This window comes from Cryobacterium melibiosiphilum, from assembly GCF_003602235.1.
Classification (GTDB): domain Bacteria; phylum Actinomycetota; class Actinomycetes; order Actinomycetales; family Microbacteriaceae; genus Cryobacterium; species Cryobacterium melibiosiphilum.
The window spans coordinates 144,658-164,999 of sequence record NZ_QZVS01000094.1 but is presented as its reverse complement, the minus strand read 5'-3'; the positions used below and the strand labels follow the sequence as shown (position 1 = coordinate 164,999).

General features: G+C 68.4%; 19 protein-coding genes. 14 read left to right on the top strand and 5 right to left on the bottom strand.

Going from position 1 to position 20,342, the window contains the following annotated elements:
- Nucleotide 1: 1 nt before the first annotated feature.
- From D6T64_RS18315 to D6T64_RS18275, 9 genes are all read left to right on the top strand, one after another.
- Nucleotides 2–943: an ABC transporter permease gene (locus D6T64_RS18315; protein WP_119976118.1), complete on the top strand. Its 942-nt coding sequence runs from the start codon at nt 2–4 to the stop codon at nt 941–943.
- Nucleotides 940–2,763, top strand: a complete 1,824-nt coding sequence (locus D6T64_RS18310; RefSeq protein ID WP_119976117.1) for a dipeptide/oligopeptide/nickel ABC transporter permease/ATP-binding protein — start codon at nt 940–942, stop codon at nt 2,761–2,763. Before D6T64_RS18315 ends, D6T64_RS18310 begins: the two co-directional genes overlap by 4 nt.
- On the top strand, nt 2,760–3,680 hold the full coding sequence (locus D6T64_RS18305; protein WP_119976116.1) for an ATP-binding cassette domain-containing protein: 921 nt from the start codon (nt 2,760–2,762) through the stop codon (nt 3,678–3,680). The genes D6T64_RS18310 and D6T64_RS18305 overlap by 4 nt, the downstream gene beginning before the upstream one ends.
- Nucleotides 3,681–3,756: 76 nt before the next feature.
- Complete coding sequence (locus D6T64_RS18300) at nt 3,757–4,845, top strand: LacI family DNA-binding transcriptional regulator (protein WP_233551379.1); 1,089 nt, start codon at nt 3,757–3,759, stop codon at nt 4,843–4,845.
- An 88-nt stretch (nt 4,846–4,933) separates the two neighbouring features.
- Complete coding sequence (gene uxaC / locus D6T64_RS18295) at nt 4,934–6,346, top strand: glucuronate isomerase (RefSeq protein ID WP_119976140.1); 1,413 nt, start codon at nt 4,934–4,936, stop codon at nt 6,344–6,346.
- On the top strand, nt 6,343–7,779 hold the full coding sequence (locus D6T64_RS18290) for a mannitol dehydrogenase family protein (RefSeq protein WP_119976114.1): 1,437 nt from the start codon (nt 6,343–6,345) through the stop codon (nt 7,777–7,779). The genes uxaC and D6T64_RS18290 overlap by 4 nt, the downstream gene beginning before the upstream one ends.
- Before the next feature lie 136 nt (nt 7,780–7,915).
- Nucleotides 7,916–9,481, top strand: a complete 1,566-nt coding sequence (gene uidB / locus D6T64_RS18285; protein ID WP_119976113.1) for a glucuronide transporter — start codon at nt 7,916–7,918, stop codon at nt 9,479–9,481.
- A complete protein-coding gene (gene manD, locus D6T64_RS18280) occupies nt 9,478–10,716 on the top strand; it encodes a D-mannonate dehydratase ManD (RefSeq protein WP_119976112.1) in 1,239 nt (412 codons plus the stop codon). The genes uidB and manD overlap by 4 nt, the downstream gene beginning before the upstream one ends.
- Complete coding sequence (locus tag D6T64_RS18275; RefSeq protein WP_119976111.1) at nt 10,713–12,140, top strand: gluconokinase, GntK/IdnK-type; 1,428 nt, start codon at nt 10,713–10,715, stop codon at nt 12,138–12,140. The genes manD and D6T64_RS18275 overlap by 4 nt, the downstream gene beginning before the upstream one ends.
- A 96-nt stretch (nt 12,141–12,236) precedes the next feature.
- Here D6T64_RS18275 and D6T64_RS18270 read toward each other — a convergent pair whose 3' ends face one another.
- Together D6T64_RS18270 and D6T64_RS18265 are read right to left on the bottom strand one after the other, a co-directional pair.
- Entirely contained in the window at nt 12,237–13,010 is a 774-nt protein-coding gene (locus D6T64_RS18270; RefSeq protein ID WP_119976110.1) for an SDR family oxidoreductase, read from the bottom strand.
- An 86-nt stretch (nt 13,011–13,096) separates the two neighbouring features.
- Nucleotides 13,097–14,095, bottom strand: coding sequence for an isopenicillin N synthase family dioxygenase (locus tag D6T64_RS18265; protein ID WP_119976109.1), 999 nt, complete (start codon nt 14,093–14,095; stop codon nt 13,097–13,099).
- Between the two features lie 131 nt (nt 14,096–14,226).
- Between D6T64_RS18265 and D6T64_RS18260 the strand changes: the two genes are divergently transcribed.
- Entirely contained in the window at nt 14,227–14,823 is a 597-nt protein-coding gene (locus tag D6T64_RS18260) for a DinB family protein (protein WP_119976108.1), read from the top strand.
- Nucleotides 14,824–14,865: 42 nt separating this feature from the next.
- Here the strand turns inward: D6T64_RS18260 and D6T64_RS18255 are convergent, their stop codons facing one another.
- The 3 genes from D6T64_RS18255 to D6T64_RS22710 all read right to left on the bottom strand — a co-directional run bounded on the left by D6T64_RS18255 (nt 14,866) and on the right by D6T64_RS22710 (nt 16,447).
- On the bottom strand, nt 14,866–15,489 hold the full coding sequence (locus D6T64_RS18255; protein ID WP_119976107.1) for a flavin reductase family protein: 624 nt from the start codon (nt 15,487–15,489) through the stop codon (nt 14,866–14,868).
- 27 nt (nt 15,490–15,516) lie between these two features.
- Entirely contained in the window at nt 15,517–15,876 is a 360-nt protein-coding gene (locus tag D6T64_RS18250) for a histone-like nucleoid-structuring protein Lsr2 (RefSeq protein WP_119976106.1), read from the bottom strand.
- Nucleotides 15,877–16,069: 193 nt separating this feature from the next.
- The gene (locus D6T64_RS22710) at nt 16,070–16,447 is read right to left on the bottom strand and encodes a GtrA family protein (RefSeq protein ID WP_158594916.1); all 378 of its coding nucleotides are present in this window, start codon (nt 16,445–16,447) and stop codon (nt 16,070–16,072) included.
- A gap of 434 nt (nt 16,448–16,881) precedes the next feature.
- Here D6T64_RS22710 and D6T64_RS18240 point away from each other — a divergent pair, with 434 nt between their 5' ends.
- Genes D6T64_RS18240 through D6T64_RS18225 form a run of 4 tightly spaced genes read left to right on the top strand, consistent with a single transcriptional unit; the run spans nt 16,882 to nt 20,289 of the window.
- Nucleotides 16,882–17,568: a M73 family metallopeptidase gene (locus tag D6T64_RS18240; protein WP_147364611.1), complete on the top strand. Its 687-nt coding sequence runs from the start codon at nt 16,882–16,884 to the stop codon at nt 17,566–17,568.
- A 17-nt stretch (nt 17,569–17,585) separates the two neighbouring features.
- The gene (locus D6T64_RS18235) at nt 17,586–18,248 is read left to right on the top strand and encodes a hypothetical protein (RefSeq protein WP_119976103.1); all 663 of its coding nucleotides are present in this window, start codon (nt 17,586–17,588) and stop codon (nt 18,246–18,248) included.
- Entirely contained in the window at nt 18,245–19,597 is a 1,353-nt protein-coding gene (locus D6T64_RS18230; RefSeq protein WP_119976102.1) for a hypothetical protein, read from the top strand. The genes D6T64_RS18235 and D6T64_RS18230 overlap by 4 nt, the downstream gene beginning before the upstream one ends.
- Nucleotides 19,588–20,289, top strand: a complete 702-nt coding sequence (locus tag D6T64_RS18225) for a hypothetical protein (RefSeq protein ID WP_119976101.1) — start codon at nt 19,588–19,590, stop codon at nt 20,287–20,289. Before D6T64_RS18230 ends, D6T64_RS18225 begins: the two co-directional genes overlap by 10 nt.
- Nucleotides 20,290–20,342: the final 53 nt, after the last annotated feature.

Below are 20,342 nucleotides of genomic sequence, written 5' to 3'. Positions count from 1 at the left end.
AATGGTTTCCTTCATCTTCCGACGCCTGATCTCGGGCGTGGTGGTGCTGTTCGTGGTCTCGACGCTGACGTTCTTCCTGCTCTACTTCTCGGCGACGAGTGTCGCCCGCAATATTCTCGGCGACACGGCGACACCGGAGCAGGTCCTCCTCAAGGAGGCCGAACTCGGACTCGACCAGCCCCTCGTGTCGCGCTACTTCGACTGGCTCGGCAGCGTTCTGCGCGGCGATTTCGGTGTCTCCTGGTTCTCGAGCCAGCCCGTCGTCGAGAGCATCCTCGGCCGCCTCCCCACCACCCTGTCGATCGTGCTCGTGACCATCGTCATCGCCGCGGTCCTGGCGACGCTGTTCGGTGTCTTCGCCGCCGTTCGCCGCGGCTGGGTGGACCGCACGCTGCAGATCGTGTCGATCGGCGCATCCGCTGTTCCCCAGTTCGTGGTCGCGATCATTCTGGTCACGGTGTTCGCGATCGGGCTGCGCTGGCTTCCCGCCACGGGCTACGTTCCGCTCAGCGACGGTTTCAGCGGATGGTCCGCCTCGATCACGCTGCCGATCGTCGCCCTGGCCATCGGCACGGTGGCCTCGACCGCCCAGCAGGTGCGGAGCGCCGTCATCAGCGTGCTCAGCCGCGACTACGTGCGCACCCTCCGCAGCCGCGGGCTGGCACCGACGGAGATCCTGTTCCGCCACGTGCTGCGCGGCGCCGCCCCGGCCGGACTGACGGTCCTGTCCCTGCAGTTCATCGGAATGCTCGGCGGTGTGGTCGTGATCGAGCAGATCTTCGCCCTTCCCGGGCTCGGATTCCTGGCGCTGCAGTCCACCACCCAGGGCGATATGCCCGTACTGATGGGCGTCGTGGTTTACATCGTCATCATCGTTGTCGTAGTCAACCTGCTCGTCGACCTCGCGGTCGGCTGGCTGAACCCGAAGGCGCGTGTGTCATGACCGAACCACTTGCGGCACCCCCGAAGCCGCTGAATCCGGCCCGTTCCGGTGTCTTCCGGCGGCTGGTGCAGAACCCGCTCGGCCTGGCCGCGCTGATCATCCTCGCGGTGGTGGTCCTCGCCGGCATCGTGGGGCCACTGGTCTCCCCGTTCGCCCCGAACACGGCCGACCTCGTCAACGCGCTCGGCGCTCCGGGCACCGCCGGGCACCTGCTCGGCACCGACAGCGCCGGGCGCGACGTGTTCAGCCGGCTGCTGGTCGGCGCCCAGAGCACCCTGCTGGCGGCGGCGCTCGCCGCGATCGTCGCCCTCGTGGTCGGCCTGCCCGCGGGGCTGATGGCCGGCTACTTCGGCGGCTGGTTCGACGCGGTCGCGAGCTGGTGCACCAACGTGCTGATGTCGCTGCCGGCGATCATCATCTTGCTGGCCGCCAGCGCTGCGCTCGGCCGATCCGTCTGGATCTCGATGACGGTCTTCGGCGTACTGATGTCGCCCGGCATCTTTCGGCTCACCCGCACCTCGGTGCAGGCGGTGCGGGGCGAACTCTACGTCGACGCGGCCCGGGTCGCCGGCCTCAGCACGGCCAGCATCATCGGCCGGCACATCCTGTTCGTGGTGCGTGCGCCGCTGATCATCCAGACCTCGATCGTCTGCGGCATCGCCATCGCGATCCAGGCAGCCCTCGAGTTTCTGGGACTCGGCGACCCGCTCACCCCGACCTGGGGCGTCATGCTCAACGAAGGCTTCATCAACATCTACAGCTCGCCCATCCTGGCCGTCTGGCCGGGAGTGGCGATCTCGCTCACCGTGGGCTCGTTCGTCGTGCTCGGCAACGCCCTGCGAGACGCCCTCGAAGATTCCCCGAAGGTCAAGCGCGCCCGGCCGATCAAGCTCCGCGCTCCGCAGACCGAGTCGATCTCCGTGGTCGACCTGGCCGAATCTGACCACCTGCTGTCGGTGTCCGGCCTCGGCGTCGGGTACCCGCAGGAAGATGGGTCCACCAAGATCGTCGTCTCCGACGTGTCCTTCCACGTTGACCGTGGTGAAGTGCTCGGCATCGTCGGCGAGTCGGGCTCCGGCAAGTCCCAGACCGCGTTCTCCATCCTCGGGCTGCTGCCCGCCGAAGCGGAGATCACCCGCGGAAACATCACCTTCGACGGCATCCCGCTGGTCTCAGCCGGTCAGGGGCCCACCGGCGGCCACCGCCTCTCGCAGGGGCGGCTGGCCCAGCTGCGCGGAAAACGCATCGCGTACATTCCGCAGGAGCCGATGAGCAACCTCGACCCGAACTTCACGATCGGGTACCAGCTCGTGCGCCCGCTGACCAAGGTGCTGGGGCTGTCGAAAGCGGATGCCCGCGCCCGGGCCCTGGAACTGCTCACCATCGTGGGCATCACGAACCCACAGCGTACCTTCGACGCCTACCCACACGAGGTCTCCGGCGGCATGGCCCAGCGGGTGCTGATCGCCGGCGCCGTCAGCTGCAACCCCGACCTGCTGATCGCCGACGAACCCACCACCGCCCTCGACGTCACCGTGCAGGCCGAGGTACTCGACCTGCTGCGCGACCTGCAGGCTCGCTTCCACATGGGCGTAGTGCTGGTCACGCACAACTTCGGCGTGGTCGCCGACCTGTGCGACCGGGTCGTTGTCATGCAAAACGGGCGGGTCGTCGAATCCGGCGACGTGCGCAGCATCCTCCGAAACCCGCAGGAGCGCTACACCCAGACCCTGCTCAGCGCGATGCTCGAAGGAAAAACGCCGATGACGATGCTCACCATGCCCGTGCCTGACTCAGACGTGAAAGTTGGACTCTCATGAACGCCACCCCCACCGGGCCGAATGCGACCGGACCGAATGCGACCGGACCGAACGCGACCGGCGACCTGCTGCGGGTCGACAACCTCGTCGTCGAATACCCCGGCAAGGGCTTTCGGGCCGCGCCGTTCCGGGCCCTCGATCACGTCTCCATCCGCATCGGCGCGGGGGAGACCCTCGGCCTGGTCGGCGAGTCCGGATCGGGCAAGACCACCCTCGGCCGGGCGCTGCTCGGCCTGGCCCCGGTAAGCGAGGGCAGCGTCCGCTTCAAGGGGGAGGACATCGGCCATGCCGGCCGAGCCAAGCGTCGCGCCCTCAGCCGTGACCTGCAGGTCGTCTTCCAGGACCCGTACACCTCGCTGAACCCGTCGATGACGGTCGGCGACATTCTCGCCGAACCGCTCACCGTGCAGGGTCGTTCGCCCGCGGATGCCCGCACCCGAGTGCGCGAGGTGCTCGACCAGGTCGGCCTGCCGCAGGACGCCTCCGGCCGGCTGCCGCGGGAGTTCAGCGGCGGGCAGCGGCAGCGCGTCGCGATCGCCCGCGCCCTGGTGCTGTCGCCGAAGCTCATTGTCTGTGACGAGCCGGTCAGCGCCCTCGACCTGACCACCCAGGCTCGGGTGCTCGACCTGTTCCTGCAGATCCAGCGCGACACCGGCGTCTCCTACCTGTTCGTGTCGCACGACCTCGACGTCGTGCGCCACATCAGCCACCGGGTCGCCGTGATGTACCGCGGCGAAATCGTCGAGCAGGGGCCAGCCGCTCAGGTGACGTCGGATCCGGAGCACCCGTATACCCAGCGCCTGCTGCTGGCGTCCCCGGTGCCCGATCCCGATCGACAGCAGGTGCGCCGCGCGAATCGGCGCCGCCTGATCGAAGCACAGGCCGAACAGGACGTGCAGGCCGGTGTCGCCGCTTAAACATGTGGGCGGCTATGGGACGATGAAGGGCGCTGTCGTGCCGCACACGCGCAACCGGTCGAGGGATGAGCTGAACGTGACGGATGATTTGAACGTGACGGATGCATCGAACCTGGCGACCGCGGGGTCCGCGCAGCCGGTCACGCCGCGCGCCTCCCGTCGAGGTCGCCCCGCCGCGACGATCTACGACATCGCCAAGCTGGCCGGGGTCAACCCGTCGACGGTCTCGCGCGCCCTGAGCAAGCCGGGACGCATCAACGTCAAGACCGAAGAACGCATCCAGGCCGCGGCCAAGGAACTCAATTATCGGCTCAACCCGATGGCCAGGGCTCTGCCGACCGGCCGCAGCAGCACCCTCGGCCTGCTGCTCGCCGACATCACCAACCCGATGTTCTTCGACGTCGTACGCGGCGCCGAACGGGCAGCGTCCCTGCGCGGGTACACGCTGATCCTCGCGGAATCGCAGGAATCGGCCGATCGCGAATCCGCGGCGGCCGAGCGTTTGTCGCCGTCCGTCGATGGCCTGGTGCTCGTGACGTCACGGATGTCCGACGCCAAGATTGTGGAGCTCACCGACCGCCAGCCGCTCGTCGTGATCAACCGCGAAGTCGACGGAGTTCCGGGAATCGTGCCCGACATCGCTCCCGGTATCGACGAGGCGCTCGCTCACCTCGGTGGGCTCGGCCATACGGCGATCGGTTTCGTGTCGGGACCCGAGAATTCCTGGATGAACCGGGCGCGCTGGGCGGCCCTGCTCGTGCGCGCTCCCCAACGGGGCATGACGATCGTCGAGATCGGTCCGGGAGTGCCGACGCTCGACGGGGGCGCCGCGGCCCTGGACCGCGTCAGTGCGTCGGGCGTGAGCGCCGTGCTGGCCTACAACGACCTCATGGCCATCGGGCTCATGCGGGCAGCGCAGGCCCGCGGGCTGACCGTGCCCGGCGACCTGAGCATCATCGGTTTCGACGACATCTTCGGTTCCGATTTCACCTCGCCCCAGCTGAGCACCGTGCGCACCCCGCTCGGGTCGATCGGTGAACGTGCGGTCCGGCTGATCCTCGACGTCATCGACGAGGACGCCGGTGAGTCACCGCATCGGGAGATCGGCCCGCAGCTGATCACCGAACTCGTCGTTCGAGGGTCCACGGGTCCAGCCGCCCGGTAACGGCCGGCCGGAGCGGCGTCATTTTCGACGTGCACTTTGGCAACCGGTTGACAGAATGTCTTTGCCCGTGTTCGATGAAGGAGTGACCATGAAACTTGAGCTCGATCCCGACCGCCTGTTCCCCGTCGATCCCGCCACGCGGGACGTGGCCCGCGGGCTCTACGCCGAGGTGGCCACGCTCCCCATCCTGTCGCCGCACGGACACGTCGATCCCGCGATCCTGCTGCACAACGTGCCGTTCCTCGACTCGGCCGAGCTGCTGATTCGCTACGATCACTACGTCACCCGCCTGATGCACGCGGCCGGAGTGCCGCTCACCGACCTCGGCATTGCCGACAGCCTCTCGCCCGCCCCCATTGCCTCGCCGAGGGAAGCCTGGCGCACCTTCTGCGCGCACTGGCACCTGTATGCCGGAACGGCCTCCGGATACTGGCTCCAGCACGAATTCAGCGTCCTTTTCGGCATCGATCGGCATCCGGATGCCAGCAATGCTGACGCGCTCTTCGACCTGATCCAGACCGCCCTGGCGACCGAGGCCTTTCGGCCCCGCGCGCTGTTCACTCAGTTTGGCATCGAGGTGCTCGCCACGACCGATGATCCGATGGACGACCTCGCGGTGCACCGCGCCCTGGTCGCCGATGCGTCTTTCACGGGACGGGTGGTGCCCACCTTTCGGCCCGATGCCTATCTGAATCCGGCCGCATCGGGATTCGCCGACGGGGTAGCGCGCCTGGCCGAATGGAACGGAACGGCCCCGGGCAGCTACCGCGGCTACATCGAGGCCCTGGCCGGTCGTCGCCGATATTTTGTGGACCACGGCGCCGTGTCGGCCGACCACGGAGTGCTGCAGCCGCTCGCCGTCGACATGCCGGCCTCCGAGGCCGCGGCGCTGTTCGAGCGTGCGCGTGGCGGTGCGTTGTCGGACGTCGAGGCCCAGGCCTTCGCGGGACACATGCTGCTCGAAATGGCGCGAATGAGCGTCGACGACGGACTGGTGATGACCGTTCACCCCGGCGTCTTCCGCAACCACAACACCGATACCTTCCGCCGCTTCGGCCCTGACATGGGCCACGACATCCCCGTCACCACGACCTATGTCGACCCCCTGCGACCGCTGCTCGAAAAATTCGGCAACCTGCCCGACTTTCACCTGGTGCTGTTCGCCGTCGACGAGACGGCCTACTCGCGCGAGATCGCGCCGCTCGCCGGGTTCTACCCGAGCGTGTACGTCGGGGCGCCCTGGTGGTTCCTGGATGCACCGGATGCCGTGCTGCGGTTTCGCGCGGCCGTCACCGAGACTGCGGGCTTTTACCGCGGTTCGGGGTTCATCGACGACACCCGGGCGTTCCTGTCCATTCCGGCCCGCCACGAGATGGCCCGCCGCCTCGACGCGGCCTTTCTCGCCCGCCTCGTGCGCGAGGGCCGCATCGACCGGCCGACCGCCGAACGCATCATCGTCGACCTCGTCGACACCCTGCCCCGAAAGGTTTTCAAACTATGAGCGCTTCCCTCGACACCCTCCAGGCCGGCCGGCTGTCCCGGGCCGCCTACTCGGCGCGCAGCGGCCGGGCGCGGGCGACCCCGCCGGTGCGCATCGTGCACCTGGGCCTCGGCGCGTTCCACCGGGCGCACCAGGCCTGGTTCACCGCGCAGGTCGATGAAGCGGGGGAGTGGGGCATCGCCGCGTTCACCGGTCGTAACGCGCAGGCCGCCCTCGAGCTGCAGCCGCAGGACGGCCTGTTCACCCTGATCGAACGCTCTGAAGCAGCGGATGCCGCGACGATCGTGACCAGCATTGTCGAAGCCGTCGACGGGGCGAACCTCGCCCGGCTGCTCGAGCTGCTCGCAGCTCCCACCACGAGCATCGTCACGCTGACCATCACCGAAGCCGGTTACCGCTTCGGCATCGACGGGCTGCCCAATGCCGACGACCCCGCGGTCGCGGCAGACGTGGTCTGGCTGCGCGCGGCGTTCTCGGCCGCGACCCTGCCGCACGACCTCGCACACGGGCCGACCACCACCATGGGCCGGCTGTTGCTGGGACTCGAGGCGCGGCGCCGGGCCGGCGCCGAACCGATCGCCGTCGTTCCCTGCGACAACATCCCCGACAACGGCGAGTTCCTCGCCCGCGGGCTCGGCGCCCTCGCCCGGTCGGTGAGCCCGGCGACCGCGGAGTGGATCGCTGCCTCGGTGTCATTCGTGACGACATCCGTCGACCGGATCACGCCGCGCACAACCCCCGCAGACCTGAACGCGGCGGCCGCCCTCACGGGCTGGTGCGACGACGCGGCCGTCGTCACCGAGCCGTTTCGGGACTGGGTGCTGAGCGGGCGGTTTCCGGGCGGCCGCCCGGCCTGGGAACGGGCCGGCGCCCGGTTCGTCGACGATATCGCGCCGTTCGAACGCCGCAAACTGTGGATGCTCAACGGTGCCCACAGTCTGTTGGCCTACGACGGGCTGCTGCGCGGCCATGACACGGTCGCCGAGGCGATGGCCGACCCGGTCTGCCGGGCCCGGGTGAACAACTGGTGGGACGCCGTGGTGCGCTGGCTTCCGCCGCAGGGGCTCGAGCTGGAGGCCTACCGGGGCGCCCTGCTCGAACGCTTCGACAACGCCCGCATCGAGCACCGGCTCGGCCAGATCTCCGGCGAAGCCGTCACCAAGCTGCGGGTGCGCATCGTGCCGACCGTGCTCGCCGAGCGTGCTGCCGGCCGCACCGCCCCCTCCGGCCTGCGTGCCATCGGGTCGTGGGTCGCGCTGGTGCTGCGCGGATATCCGTTCGTCGACGCGGAGTCGGCGGCAATCGCCGTGGTCGTCGCCAGCGGCGGTGATGGAGCCGTTGCCGCCCTGGTGGCCCTGGTCGATCCCCGCCTCGCTACGGATGCCGCGCTCCTGGCGGACATCCGTGCGGTCGTCGCCGCAAGCGCGGCCTGAAACCCGGGCGGAGCGCCGGGGCCAGTTTGTCCGCAATTTTGGCAACCGCTTGCCAAATGTCGACGGACATGGTTCACTGTTAGAGAATTCAGGTCGCCTCCGCGCGATCCCGCAGCGTCGCGAAGGAAGGTCCCGCATGTCGAACCCACTCACCGTCACCACCGATAATCCGGTGCAGCCGAGAGTGCCCACCCGGCTGAGCAAGATCAGCATCGTCGGTTACGGTGCCGGCGATGCCGCGAACAACCTGGCCTTCACCACCGCGACCATGTTCCTGCTGGTCTACTACACGGATGTCGCCGGTATCTCGGCCGCCGCGGCCGGCACGCTGCTGCTCGTGGTGCGCATCTTCGATGCCTTCGCGGATGTCTTCGCCGGCCGCATCGTGGACCGCACCTACAGCAAGAAGTTCGGCAAGTTCCGCCCGTTCATCATGTTCGGATCGGTGCCGTTGCTGCTGCTCTCGGCAGCCGCGTTCTCGGTGCCGCAGATCGGCGAGAGCGGCATGCTGCTCTACGCGTACCTGTCCTACGCGGCGCTCGGCCTGGCCTACAGCCTCGTCAACATCCCCTACGGCTCGCTCGCCGGCGCCATGACCCAGGACTCGGGGGAGCGGGCCAAACTGGCCAGCGCGCGCACCATCGGGGCCGCGCTCGTGAGCGCCGTGCTGGGCATCTTCATTGCGCCGCTCATCGTGCCCGGCGCCGACCTGCAGGCCATGTTCACCACGATGACGCTGATCTTCGTGGTCATCGGCACCGGCCTGTACATGTTCACGGTGTTCACTACCCGCGAGAACGTGAAGCGCGACGTGACCCAGGTGACCATGAAGCAGAGCTTCGACACCCTCAAGGGCAACAAACCCCTGCTGCTGTTGTGCCTCAGCTCGTTCCTCTTTCTCACCGGCTTTCTCGCCATGTCCACCGTGCAGCTCTACTACCTGCGCGACGTGCTCGGGGCCATCGAGCTCTACCCGGTGCTGGCCATCGCGCAGCTCGTGCTGACCTTCGGGCTGGCCGGCTTCGTGCCGTGGATCGTGCGCACCTTCGGCAAGAAGCGGGCCTACATGGGCGCCGCCGGCATCATGGCGCTCGGCGGCTTGATCGTCTTCCTCACGCCACCGACCCTCGTGCCGATTGCCTTTGGCGGCATGATCGTCTCCTACCTCGGCATCATGCTGGTGAACATGCTGGTCTGGGCCCTCGAAGCCGACACCGTCGAGTACGGCGAGTGGACGACCGGAATCCGCACGGAAGGCATCACCTACGCCCTGTTTTCCTTCACCCGCAAGACCGGGCAGGCCGTGGGCGGCGCGCTCGCCGCCTACGGCCTGGCCTGGGGTGGCTACGCGGCCGGTGCCGCGGTGCAAAGCGAACAGGCGATGTTGGGCATCCGCGCCGCCACCGGCCTGATTCCGGCGATCGCCGGGGTGCTGGCCATCGCGGTCATGGTGATCTATCCGCTGACAGATCAGCGCCACGCCGAGATCGTCGCCGAGATCGCCGATCGCCGCCTCGAAACCGGAGAGGCCACGCCGATCGCCCCGTCGCTGTCGACCGCCGCATTCACCGCTCACCGCACGACGAGCACCACGCCGCCGAAGCGCACCAGATCCCCGCAGCAACCCACGCAGCAACCCACGCAGAAGCCCACGCAGAAGCCCACGCAGAAGCCCACGCAGAAGAAGGAAGACCCGTCATGAAGATCGACAAGGCCGAAGTCATCGTGACCAGCCCCGACCGCAACTTCGTCACCCTCAAGCTCACCACCGATGACGGGCTGACCGGCCTCGGCGATGCCACCCTGAACGGCCGCGAGCTCGCCGTGGTCGCCTACCTGAGCGAACACGTGGTTCCCCTGCTGCTCGGCCGTGACGCCCAGAACATCGAAGACACCTGGCAGTTCCTGTACCGCAGCGCCTATTGGCGCCGGGGGCCCGTGACCATGGCGGCTATCTCTGCCGTCGACGTCGCCCTCTGGGATATCAAAGCCAAGGCCGCCGGGATGCCGCTCTACCAGCTGCTCGGCGGCGCCTCGCGCACCGGGTTGCTCGCCTACGGCCACGCCTCGGGCAAGAGCCTGACCGAAGTGTTCGACAGCGTTAACTCGCACCTCGAGCAGGGCTACAGGGCGATCCGCGTGCAGACCGGCGTTCCCGGTCTGGAGTCCATCTACGGCATCGCCTCCAACAAAGGGCTGCCGGGCAACGAGGGCGTGCGCTACGACCACGAGCCGGCCCAGCGCGGTGCGCTGCCCGCCGAAGAAGACTGGGACACCCGCGCCTACCTGCGCCACGTGCCGACCGTCTTCGAGGCCGTGCGCAACGAGTTTGGCCCGGAGCTTCCCCTGCTGCATGACGGCCACCACCGCATGACCCCGATCCAGGCCGCCAAGCTGGGCAAATCGCTCGAACCCTACGACCTGTTCTGGCTCGAGGACTGCACGCCGGCCGAGAACCAGGAGGCCCTGCGCCTGGTGCGCCAGCACACCACCACGCCGCTGGCGATCGGCGAGATCTTCAACTCGATCTGGGACTACCAGCAGATCATCCGCGAACAGCTGATCGACTATGTGCGCAGCGCCGTGACGCACACCGGCGGCATCACCCACCTCAAGAAGATCCTCGAGTTCGCCGGGCAGTACCAGATCAAGTCCGGCATGCACGGCCCGACCGATATCTCCCCGGTGGGGATGGCTGCGGCGATGCACCTCGGCATGGCCATTCACAACTTCGGCATTCAGGAATACATGAAGCACGGTGACAAGACCAACGCGGTCTTCGAGCAGTCCTACAGCTGGAATAACGGCATGCTGCACCCCGGCGATCAGCCGGGGCTGGGCGTGGAGCTTGACGTCGACGAGGCCGGCAAATACCCCTACGCCACCGCCTACCTGCCCTACAACCGCCTCGCCGATGGAACGGTCCACGACTGGTGAACACTCTCACGCAGAGCCCGCCGACGGCCGTGACGGCGCCGTCGCGCCCGAGCGTGGCCGTGCAGGTCGTCGTCATGGGAGTGTCCGGGTCAGGCAAGAGCACCATCGGGGCGCTGCTGGCGCACTCCCTCGGCCTGGCGTTCGTCGACGCCGACGGCCTGCACCCGCAGGCGAACATCGTAAAGATGGCCGGCGGCATCCCCCTGACCGATGACGACCGCTGGCCGTGGCTCGCGCTCGTCGGCGATGCCCTCGCCACGGCCGAAGCCGCCGGCGCCGGGCTCGTGATCGCGTGTTCCGCGCTCAAACGCAGCTACCGCGACGCGATCCGGGCCGCGGCTCCGAACGTGCGATTCGTGCACCTCTCGGGTGCGCTCGAGGTGCTGGCGAACCGGCTCGAAGGCCGCAGCGAACACTTCATGCCGCCCGCCCTGCTGCGGTCGCAGCTGGCGACCCTCGAAGAACTGCGGCGCGACGAGCCCGGATTCGCCGTGGACATCGACCAGCCGGTGATCAACGTGGTGACGGAATCCGTGGCGCGCCTGCGGGCGCCGGCGCTGCCGGCATCCGCCGTCATCGGCATCGGCCAGGGCGGCCTGCCGGTCGTGCGCGTGAACGGCCGGGCCGGCTCGGCGGAGGTGTACCTGCAGGGCGCGCACGTCACGAGCTGGAACCCGGCGGGGCAGCCGGCTGTGCTCTGGATGAGCGTTCACAGCGAATTCGCCGCGGGCCGCCCGCTGCGCGGCGGAGTGCCGGTCTGCTTCCCCTGGTTCGGGCCCGCGCAAGCGGATGCCGCGGCACCGGCGCACGGGTTCGCCCGGCTGTCCGAGTGGCAACTGGTGCAGGCCTGTGAGGTGGGCGACGACGTCGTGCTGGCCTTCCGGTTGACGGACAGCGAGCAGACTCGGGAGTCAGCGTGGCCGCACCCGTTCGAGGCGCTCTACACGGTGACGGTCGGTGCCGAGCTGGGGCTCGTGTTGCGCATCGGCAACCGGGGCGACACCTCGGTGACGTTCGAGGAAGCGTTCCACAGCTACCTGCAGGTTTCGGACATCCACGCCGTGACGGTGTCCGGATTGGAGGATCTTCCCTACCTCGACCGGGTGGCCCCGGCGGAGGCCCGCGACGGGCAGGCGGGGCCGGTGACGGTGACGGCCGAAACCGACCGGATCTACCTGGGCACGAGCGCCGATGCGCAGGTGTCCGACGGCTCCGCGCGCACTGTGTCGATCGCGACGGTCGGCGCGCAGAGCCGCGTGGTCTGGAACCCGTGGCGGGCGAAGGCCGCAGCGATGCCCGACTTCGGCGACGACGAGTGGACCGGCATGATCTGTCTCGAAACGGCCAATGTGCTCAGCGACGCGATCACCCTGGAGCCGGGAGAGGCCCACACGATGAGCGCGGTCATCGCCCTCACCCGCTGAGCCGCGCTCCCCGGTTCTTGTCGCGCGGGAGGTGCGCCCGGGTGCGGTGCGTCGGGCAGCGGATGCCGGGGCATCCGCTGCCGAAACGCGGCGGGGTCAGTGCGCGCGCACCAGGCCGCCGTCGACACGCAGCTGGGTGCCGGTGACGTAGGAGGCGCCCTCGCCGGCGAGGAAGGTGACCACGGCGGCGTACTCCTCGGGGCGGCCGTAGCGTCCGATCGGAATCGTGGCCTCCGAGCGAATGCGCGCGGCCTCGGGAGTGAGCCCCGATCCCGCGGCGACCGACCGGTCGAGCGACGCCACCCGGTCGGTGTCGATGCGGCCCGGGATCACCATGTTGACTGTCACGCCGTCGGCGGCCACCTCGGCGGCGAGCGTTTTCAGGTAGCCGGCGAGCCCGGCCCGGGCCATGTTCGACAGGGCGAGGCCGGGAATCGGCTGCTGCACGCCGCTGGATCCGACCGAGAGGATGCGTCCCCAACCGCGTTCGCGCATGCCCGGCAGCACGAGCTGCGTGAGACGGACCTGCTGGAGCAGCAGCGTGTGCAGTGCGCTCAACACCTGATCGTCCGTGACGTTTTCGGCATTCTCGTGCGGAGGCCCGCCGCCGTTGAGTACGAGGATGTCGATCGGGCCGAAGTGCGCGGTGGCCGCCGCGACGAGTTCGGCGGGGGCGGCATCCGCTGTCAGATCGAGGGCGACACCGAGCGCGGTCGGCAGCCGGGCGGCCTCAGCCGCGACGAGGTCGGCGCGGCGGCCGCAGAGCACCACATTGGCGCCCTCGGCTGAAAGCGCCCGGGCGATCGCGAGCCCGAGGCCCGAGCTGCTGCCCGGGATGAGGGCGGTTTTACCGTGCAGGTGCAGGTCCATGGGTTCCTCTTTCTCGCGAGTGAGCGATTTTTGCACTTCCCGAGCCCGGGAAGTGCAAAAAGTGCTCACTCGCGGGGGTAGCGACGCTAAAGCAGGTCGGCGTGGTGCGCCGCGGCCACGTTCGGGTGGGCGCGCAGGCGGTAGCGCAGCGCGTTGTCGCCGTAGGTGGTGGGCAGGATCGGACTGTCGGTCGGGTCGACGGACAGTCCGCGGGCCTGGCGCGACAGTTCGTCCGGCAGCTGCAGGCGCGGCATCACGGTGTCGAGCGCGGGGTTGAAGAAGAACGGCACCGAGACGCGGTCCGACCCGTCGACGGGCGAGAAGACGCGATGCAGGGTGGCCTTGAGGTAGCCATCCGTCGCCAGTTCGAGCATTTCGCCGATGTTCACGACGAACGCGCCGTCGAGCGGGGGAGCGTCGATCCACTCGCCGTCGTGCTCGACCTGCAGGCCGTCCTTGCCGGGCTCGACCAGCAGCAGGGTGAGCACGCCGCCGTCGCGGTGCTCGCCGACGCCCTGCGAGCGCGTCGGCTGGCCGGGGTAGCGCACGATCTTGGTCAGCTGAAACGGATTCTCGGCGAAGGCCGCGTCGAAGACGTTCTCGGGGGAGCCGAGCGCGAGCGCCCAGGCGCGCAGCAGGCGCAACGCGATGCGGCTGAGCTCGGCGTTCCAGCGCAGCGCGACCGCCTTCAGCTCGGGCAGGGCCTCGGGCCAGAGGTTCGGGCCTTCGAGTCTCCAGTAGTCCGCGGTGCCGGGTGCGCGGGGGACTTCGGCACGGTCGACGCCGATGTCGATCTGCTCGCGCCAGTCGACGGCGTTCGCCGTGAGCTCGCCGCCGACGCGGGTATAGCCACGAAACTGCGGGCTGTGAATGTTTTCCAGCGCGAGTTTCTGCTCGTCCGGCAGGTCAAAGAACGCGCGGGAGACCCGCAGCAGCTCGGCGGTCAGCTCGGCATCGACCCCGTGCCCGGTCAGGTAGAAGAATCCGACTTCGTGGGTGACGCGCAGCAGTTCGGCGCGGAAGGCGCCCGCCGCCTCGTCTCCGGCGTCGAGTTGCGAAAAATCGAGGACGGGAAGAGAGGTCATCCCTTAACAGTGCCACTTTGCCGCGGTGCCGTCATCCTGGGCCACGAGTGAGCACTTTGTGCGCTTCCCGCGCCCGGGAAGTGCAGAAAGTGCTCACTCGCGACGCGGGACGCACGTGGCAGGCTGATGGGATGAAGGATGAGCTGCTCCGATACCTGCACGAGGGGCGCGCCGCCCTGCTCTGGAAGCTCGACGGACTAGGGGAGTACGACATCCGTCGCCCGCTGGTACCGACCGGCACCAGCCTGCTCGGCCTGGTCAAGCACACCGCGAGCGTCGAAGCCGGGTACCTCGGTGACTGTTTTGGCCGGCCGTTTGCCGAGCCGCTGCCATGGATGCTGCCCGAAGCCGAGGACAACGCCGACATGTGGGCGACGGCCGACGAGTCGCGGGAGTCGATCGTGAGGCTCTACCACCGGGTCTGGGCGCACTCCGATGCGACGGTCGCGGCCCTGCCGATCGATGCGCCCGGAGTCGTGCCGTGGTGGTCGGCCCCGCGCCGGAACGTGACGCTGCACCAGATTCTGGTGCACGTCATCGCGGAAACCCACCGGCATGCCGGCCATGCGGACATCGTGCGCGAACTGATCGACGGCGAGGTCGGGGTGCGCCCCGAGAATTCCAATCTGCCACCCGGCGACGCCGCCTGGTGGCTGGCCTACCGCGCCCGCGTCGAATCCGCCGCCCGCGCCGCGCCCGATTCCCCGGCCGCCCCCATTCGCGAGTGAGCAATAAATGCACTTCCCGAGCGCGGGAAGTGCATTTATTGCTCACTCGTGGGAGGGAACGAAGTGGCCGGGCCAGTCGGCGGCGCGAATGCGGGTGATCTCGCGGATCGGGCCCATCGTGCCCCACTCGTCGAGCCCCAGCCGGGACAGCGGGTCGAGCAGCTCGATGCGCGGATGCACCCCGTCGAGCACCGCAGAATCGACCACCGCATGCGTGACCTCGCCGAACACCAGCGTGCAGTCGCCCATCGGGATGGTGCGGTGCAGCCGGCACTCGAGCGCCGTCGGGGACTCGAGCACCCGTTGCGCCCGCACCGTGCGGCTCGGCTCCCGGGTGAGGCCCGCCCGGTCGAACTCGCTCACATCGGGGGTAAAGTTCGTGCCGGTCGCATTGATCTGCTCGAACAGGCTCGCGGGGCTGAAATTCACCACGAAGTCGCCGGTCGCCTCGATGTTGCGCAGGGTGTCCTTTTTACCGACCGAGGTGAACATGATGATCGGCGGCGAGACGGATGCCACGGTAAAGAATGAGTGCGGCGCCAAGTTATCCACGCCCGCGGCAGAGACGCTCGAGACCCAGGCGATCGGCCGTGGCACGACCACCGATGTCAGCAGGCGGTAGAACTCCCGCGGCGGAATCTGGGTCGGCTCGAAGTCTGTGCGCACCGACCCAGAATAACAAGCGCAGCCGGGTTAGTCGGTGACGGCGGTGCGGTACTTCTCCAGCTGCGCCGCGGCGATGCGGCCCTTGTCGCTGACCGTCTCACCCTGGGCGCGCAGCCATTCCCGAGCGGCGGCGAGGTCGGTGCGGCGCTGGCTCGCCGACACCGAGCGCGGCCCGGCGGTGCGGGATGCGGCCGTGCGCGCAGCCGCGGATCGCGCCACACGACGGGCATGCTCCACGAAAGGACGCATGGTGTCGCGCATTTCCTGCGCATTCGACGCGCTCAAATCAATGTCATAGGTGACGCCTTCAAAGCCGAAACGAATAGTTTCGTTTGCCTCCGAACCGTCGAGGTCATCCACAAATAGTTTGACAAGCTTTTGTGCCACTTTGAGCTCCCTTATCCGGCTAACGGGGTGAGCTTAGTGAGGCACGCTTATATTCTCACCCCCTGTTCTTATCGGGATGTTTATGGTTGGATATCTTTCTGCATTCCCGAATCACGCATCCGCTTTTCGCAGGCAGATCGATGCATTAACAAGTCAGCGCCCTCATGAATAGTCACGGGCGCGCGCGTTACTGTCAGGTAGCCGGGGGCGTGGCCCGGCGAAACAGCACCCGGGTAAAGAGGTAATTCGCCGCGAACGACACCGGGATGCTCGCGAGCTTGAACCCGAACGGCGGCCCGTCGGTCAGCGTCACCGCGAGTTGGATCAGGCTCGAGAACACCACGATGTTGCTGGCGTACCAGACGAAAAACAGCAGGTAGGTGCGCAGACGGGCCGCGGCCGCGAACGCGAAACGGGCCACGAGAAAGTACACCGTGGTAAGCGCGAGCATCGAGCTGATCACATTGGCTTGCCACGGCGCGAGCCCCGCCGACACCAGCAGCTGAAAGCCCACGAGGTCGATGAGCAGCCCGACGGCCGAGCCGCCGAAGAAGCTCAGGAACTGGCGCATGCTCCCAGTGTCGGGCACCCGCCTGTGCGTACCATTCGACGGAGTCCGGCCCCGAAACCACGCTTTCCCGGCGGGAACGCGGTTTTTTCGGGGTGAACACCGTCGAATGGTACGCGACGGCCGGATCGAGGACGTGCCGCCGGGTCGTGGTCTGCTCAGGCCGGGGTGCTCCACTTCGAGTGCCCCCAAAAAAATATCAGCGCAGCGTCGGCCGCGGCTGGGGGTGACGCGGGCGGGCTGTGGCGGGGGATGCGGCATCCGCTGCCCGACAGACGGGGGTGGACAGCGCGGGTCTTGGAAAGTGGGGGCGCTAACAGTGGGGGTAGCCCCACCCTCGACCCCCAGTCAAGTCTCACCGTACGGTAGAGGCTCCGGGGGGATTGGTCTTCGTTGGGTCAAGTCACACACCCCCTGGAGAACCGAGAGGCAGCACCGTGACTATCGCTCCGACGTCCCTCCTGAAACGCTTCCCGCTTCGTGCCGTGCTCGCCAGTGGCGCCGTGCTGGGCCTGGGCACCATCCTCACTTTTGCTGCCTTCACCGATGAGGGTTCCGTTTCCGCAGAATTCAGTACGGGCAACGTCGACATCGCCTTCGACGGCGGGGCCCAAGGCACGCCGACGCCCTACGTCTCCAAGCTCGCCGTCACGGACGCGAAGATCGGCACTACGGTCTACAGGCCGCTCATCGTCAATAACCTGGGCACCATCGACTTCTCCTATACGGTGGCGCCGAAGGTGGACACCGCGGTTACGACGAACAGTATGTGGTTGGCCGCGGCGCTCAACATCTCGGTGATCCGGGTCAGCGCTTTGGACGATTGCAAGGATGACGGCGTCGGATTCAGAGCGGTCGAAGCCGCGGCGGCGGCCGCAGGAACACCGCTGGTCACGGTGCCCGTCAGTGCTGTGAACACTCTGGTTCTTCCCGTGTCGCCGATTTTGGCTGGTACCAAGAGCACTCTGGCTGCGCCCGTGCGCGACATCTTTTGCTTCCGCGTCGCATTGCCGGGCGCCACCGGTGGCACCGTGGCCGAGAACAATGCCGAAGACAGCAAGTTGATGAACAAGACCCTGCGCTTGAGGTTCGACTTCGTCGCCACCCAGACAGCCGTCAAATAGCCGTCCGAAAGGCCAGCGTGCCCCACACCGAACGTGACCCCCTGCCCGGCGCACCACTGCGCCGGCGGGCGGTTCCGCGTGTGCGGGTCGTGCTGTCGCTGTTCGCGCTGCTCGGCATCGGTGTCTACGGCACCGGTGCCACGCTGACCGAGTCGGGCAGCGTCGCGGCGACCTTCTCCACCGGAAACCTCGACCTCGCCCTCAGCGCGAACGGCCAGACGGTGTCGGCCGGCTACCTGATTCCCGAAAGCAGCGCCGACGCGCTCTACCCGGGAGGCGCCGGCGTGCTGACCGAGCTGGTCGTGCACAACGTGGGCCAGATCCCGCTGCGGGTGAGTGCCCTCGCCTTCGACGCCACCCGGGCTGCCGGGCTCGCGGCGACGGATGCCCAGGCCAGCCCCGACGCCGGCCTCACCGCCCTGCGCGGCGAGCTCCTCGTTGCCGCCGCGTTCGACCAGGTCTGCGACGTCACGTCGATGGCGCCCCTGGCCGGATCGTCCCACGTCTTCGGGCAGTCGGCCGCGCTCGCCATGACCTCGCCGATTGTTGCCCCGCAGGGCACGCTCGCCGTCTGCGTGCGGGTCTTCGTACCTCTTATAAGGGCGCCACACGCCACGATCGATCAAAACGATACGCCGACCCTGAGCATCCGTCTTGATGCGGAACAGGCCACCCTATGACCCACAGTCGCCACCTGGCTCGCACCCTGCACCTCACCCGCGAGGTCGGCCTGACCCTCGGGGCGATCCTCGGGGTCATCAGCATCCTGGCCGCGCTCGCCGCCGTGTTCTTCGGCATCACCCCGCTGATCTTTCGCTCGGGTTCGATGGCACCGCTGATCGAGACCGGCGCGCTGGCGATCGCCCAGCAGGTGCCCGCCGCCGATATTCGCGTGAACGACATCATCAGCGCCACCGATGCGGCCGGCACCCGGGTCACCCACCGGGTCGAGGCGATCGAGGATCTCGGCTGGGGATCGGTCGCCCTCACCATGCGCGGCGATGCCAACGCGATTGCGGATGCCGACCCCTACGTTCTCGCCCAGGCCGACCGCATCCTGTGGCACGCCAACGGCCTCGGGTATGTGCTGCAGGAGGCGCAGAAACCGCAGTGGGTCTTTCTGATCGGGCTTTTTGTCGGCGGCATGTTGATCGTCTCGGTTCGGCCCCGGAGCCCGTCGGGGTCGGTGCCCGCACTCGCTGCAGCGCCTGCACTGGCCGCAGCGCTTCCACTGGCCGCAGCGCCCGCGCGGCCTGCCGGGCCGTTCGGTTCGGTCGCCCCTGCCCTGTATGGCTGGCGGCACGCCCGCGGGCTCGACCCGCACCCGCTGGCACTCTGGTTGACTCGGCTGCATGATCGGCGCTTTGCCGAGCCTCGCCGACTTCGCGGGGTGGCCGAGCGGACACGCGGTCGACGGGCGCCAACGGCTGGCGCTTTGGAGAGCCTGCGCCTGGTACGCCTGCCCCCGAACGGTTCCTACCGCGCCGCCGTGCGCATCTGGCCCGCGATGTTGGGCCACGAACTCGTGGCCCGTGGTGACACCGCACAACCGCATCCGGTGCGCGTGCCCCGCCCGGTGCACCGCCACCGGTTCGTGCGCGTCGCCACGCTGTGCGCGATTGTGTTGCTCGGAGCCGGGGCGCTCGCGACCCTCCCGGCCACCACGACCCTCGCCGTTTTCGCGACCGACGTCACCGCCGGCCGTGCGGTGTCCGTTCCGGTTGCCCTGCAGCCGAGCCTCCTCGCCTGCGGCCTGGCCGGTTCCGACCTCACCGTAACGTGGGCCGTGCCCGCGGCCGGCGCCCCGGACCTGGGCTACGAGGTGACCCTGCGGGACGCGTCCGTGGCGACGACGCCCGCGGCGCAGACCGTGCGGAGCGCTGGCCCGGTGGCCCTCCTCGACGCAGACGACCTCGTGCCGGGCACGGTCTACCTGCTGACCGTGTCGGCGAAACCGTTCGATGCCTGGCTCGCCTCAACGACCGTGCAGCTGACCCTCGATTCCGCCGGAGCCGCGCGATGCGCCTGACCCCCGCCTCCCCGGGTCGCCGCAGGGTCTTCGCCGCGGCCGCGTTGTTCGCGGTCCTCGGCGGTGCTCTCGCGCCGGCCGGGGCATCCGTCGCCGTCGAAGCGGACGATTTCTTCAGCGTCACCACCACGGCCGTCACCGACAGCTTCACCAACCTTGCACCCGGCGACGAGGTCTCCTGGTTCGTGACCTTGACCAACACAGCGACCTTCGACATGCCCGCGCGCTTGAGTCTCGCATCGACCACCCTGGGCCGGCTGATGACGGATGCCGAACATGGGCTGCACGCGCAGCTGCTGCACTGCAGCCTGGACTGGACGGCCGCCAGATTGCCCGTCTGCGCCGGCGATCAGATGACCATCCTCGACGGGCCGCTGGCGGTCATACAGGGCGGTTATGACCTCCCCGTGCTGGGCGCGCAGAGCACCGCGCACTACCTCGTGCAGATCGAGTTTCCGTTCGAAGCGACCAATATCTTCCAGAACCGCCAGGATGACCTTGACTTCATGGTCGTCGTCGGCGATCCGTCGTCGCGGCAGCCCCCCGCGTCGACGGGGGACAACGCCGGGTTGCTGGGGCGGCTGGCCCAGGCCGGCACCACCCTCGTGCCGCTCGGCCTCGGAGCCGGGCTGGTCGTGGCCGGAGCCATCGTCGTGGGGCGCTCACGACTGCGCTTACGACAGCGCTTCTGACAGCGCTTCTGACGCCGGCGCCGTGTCGGGTAGACCGGCGCCGCGCAACGGCG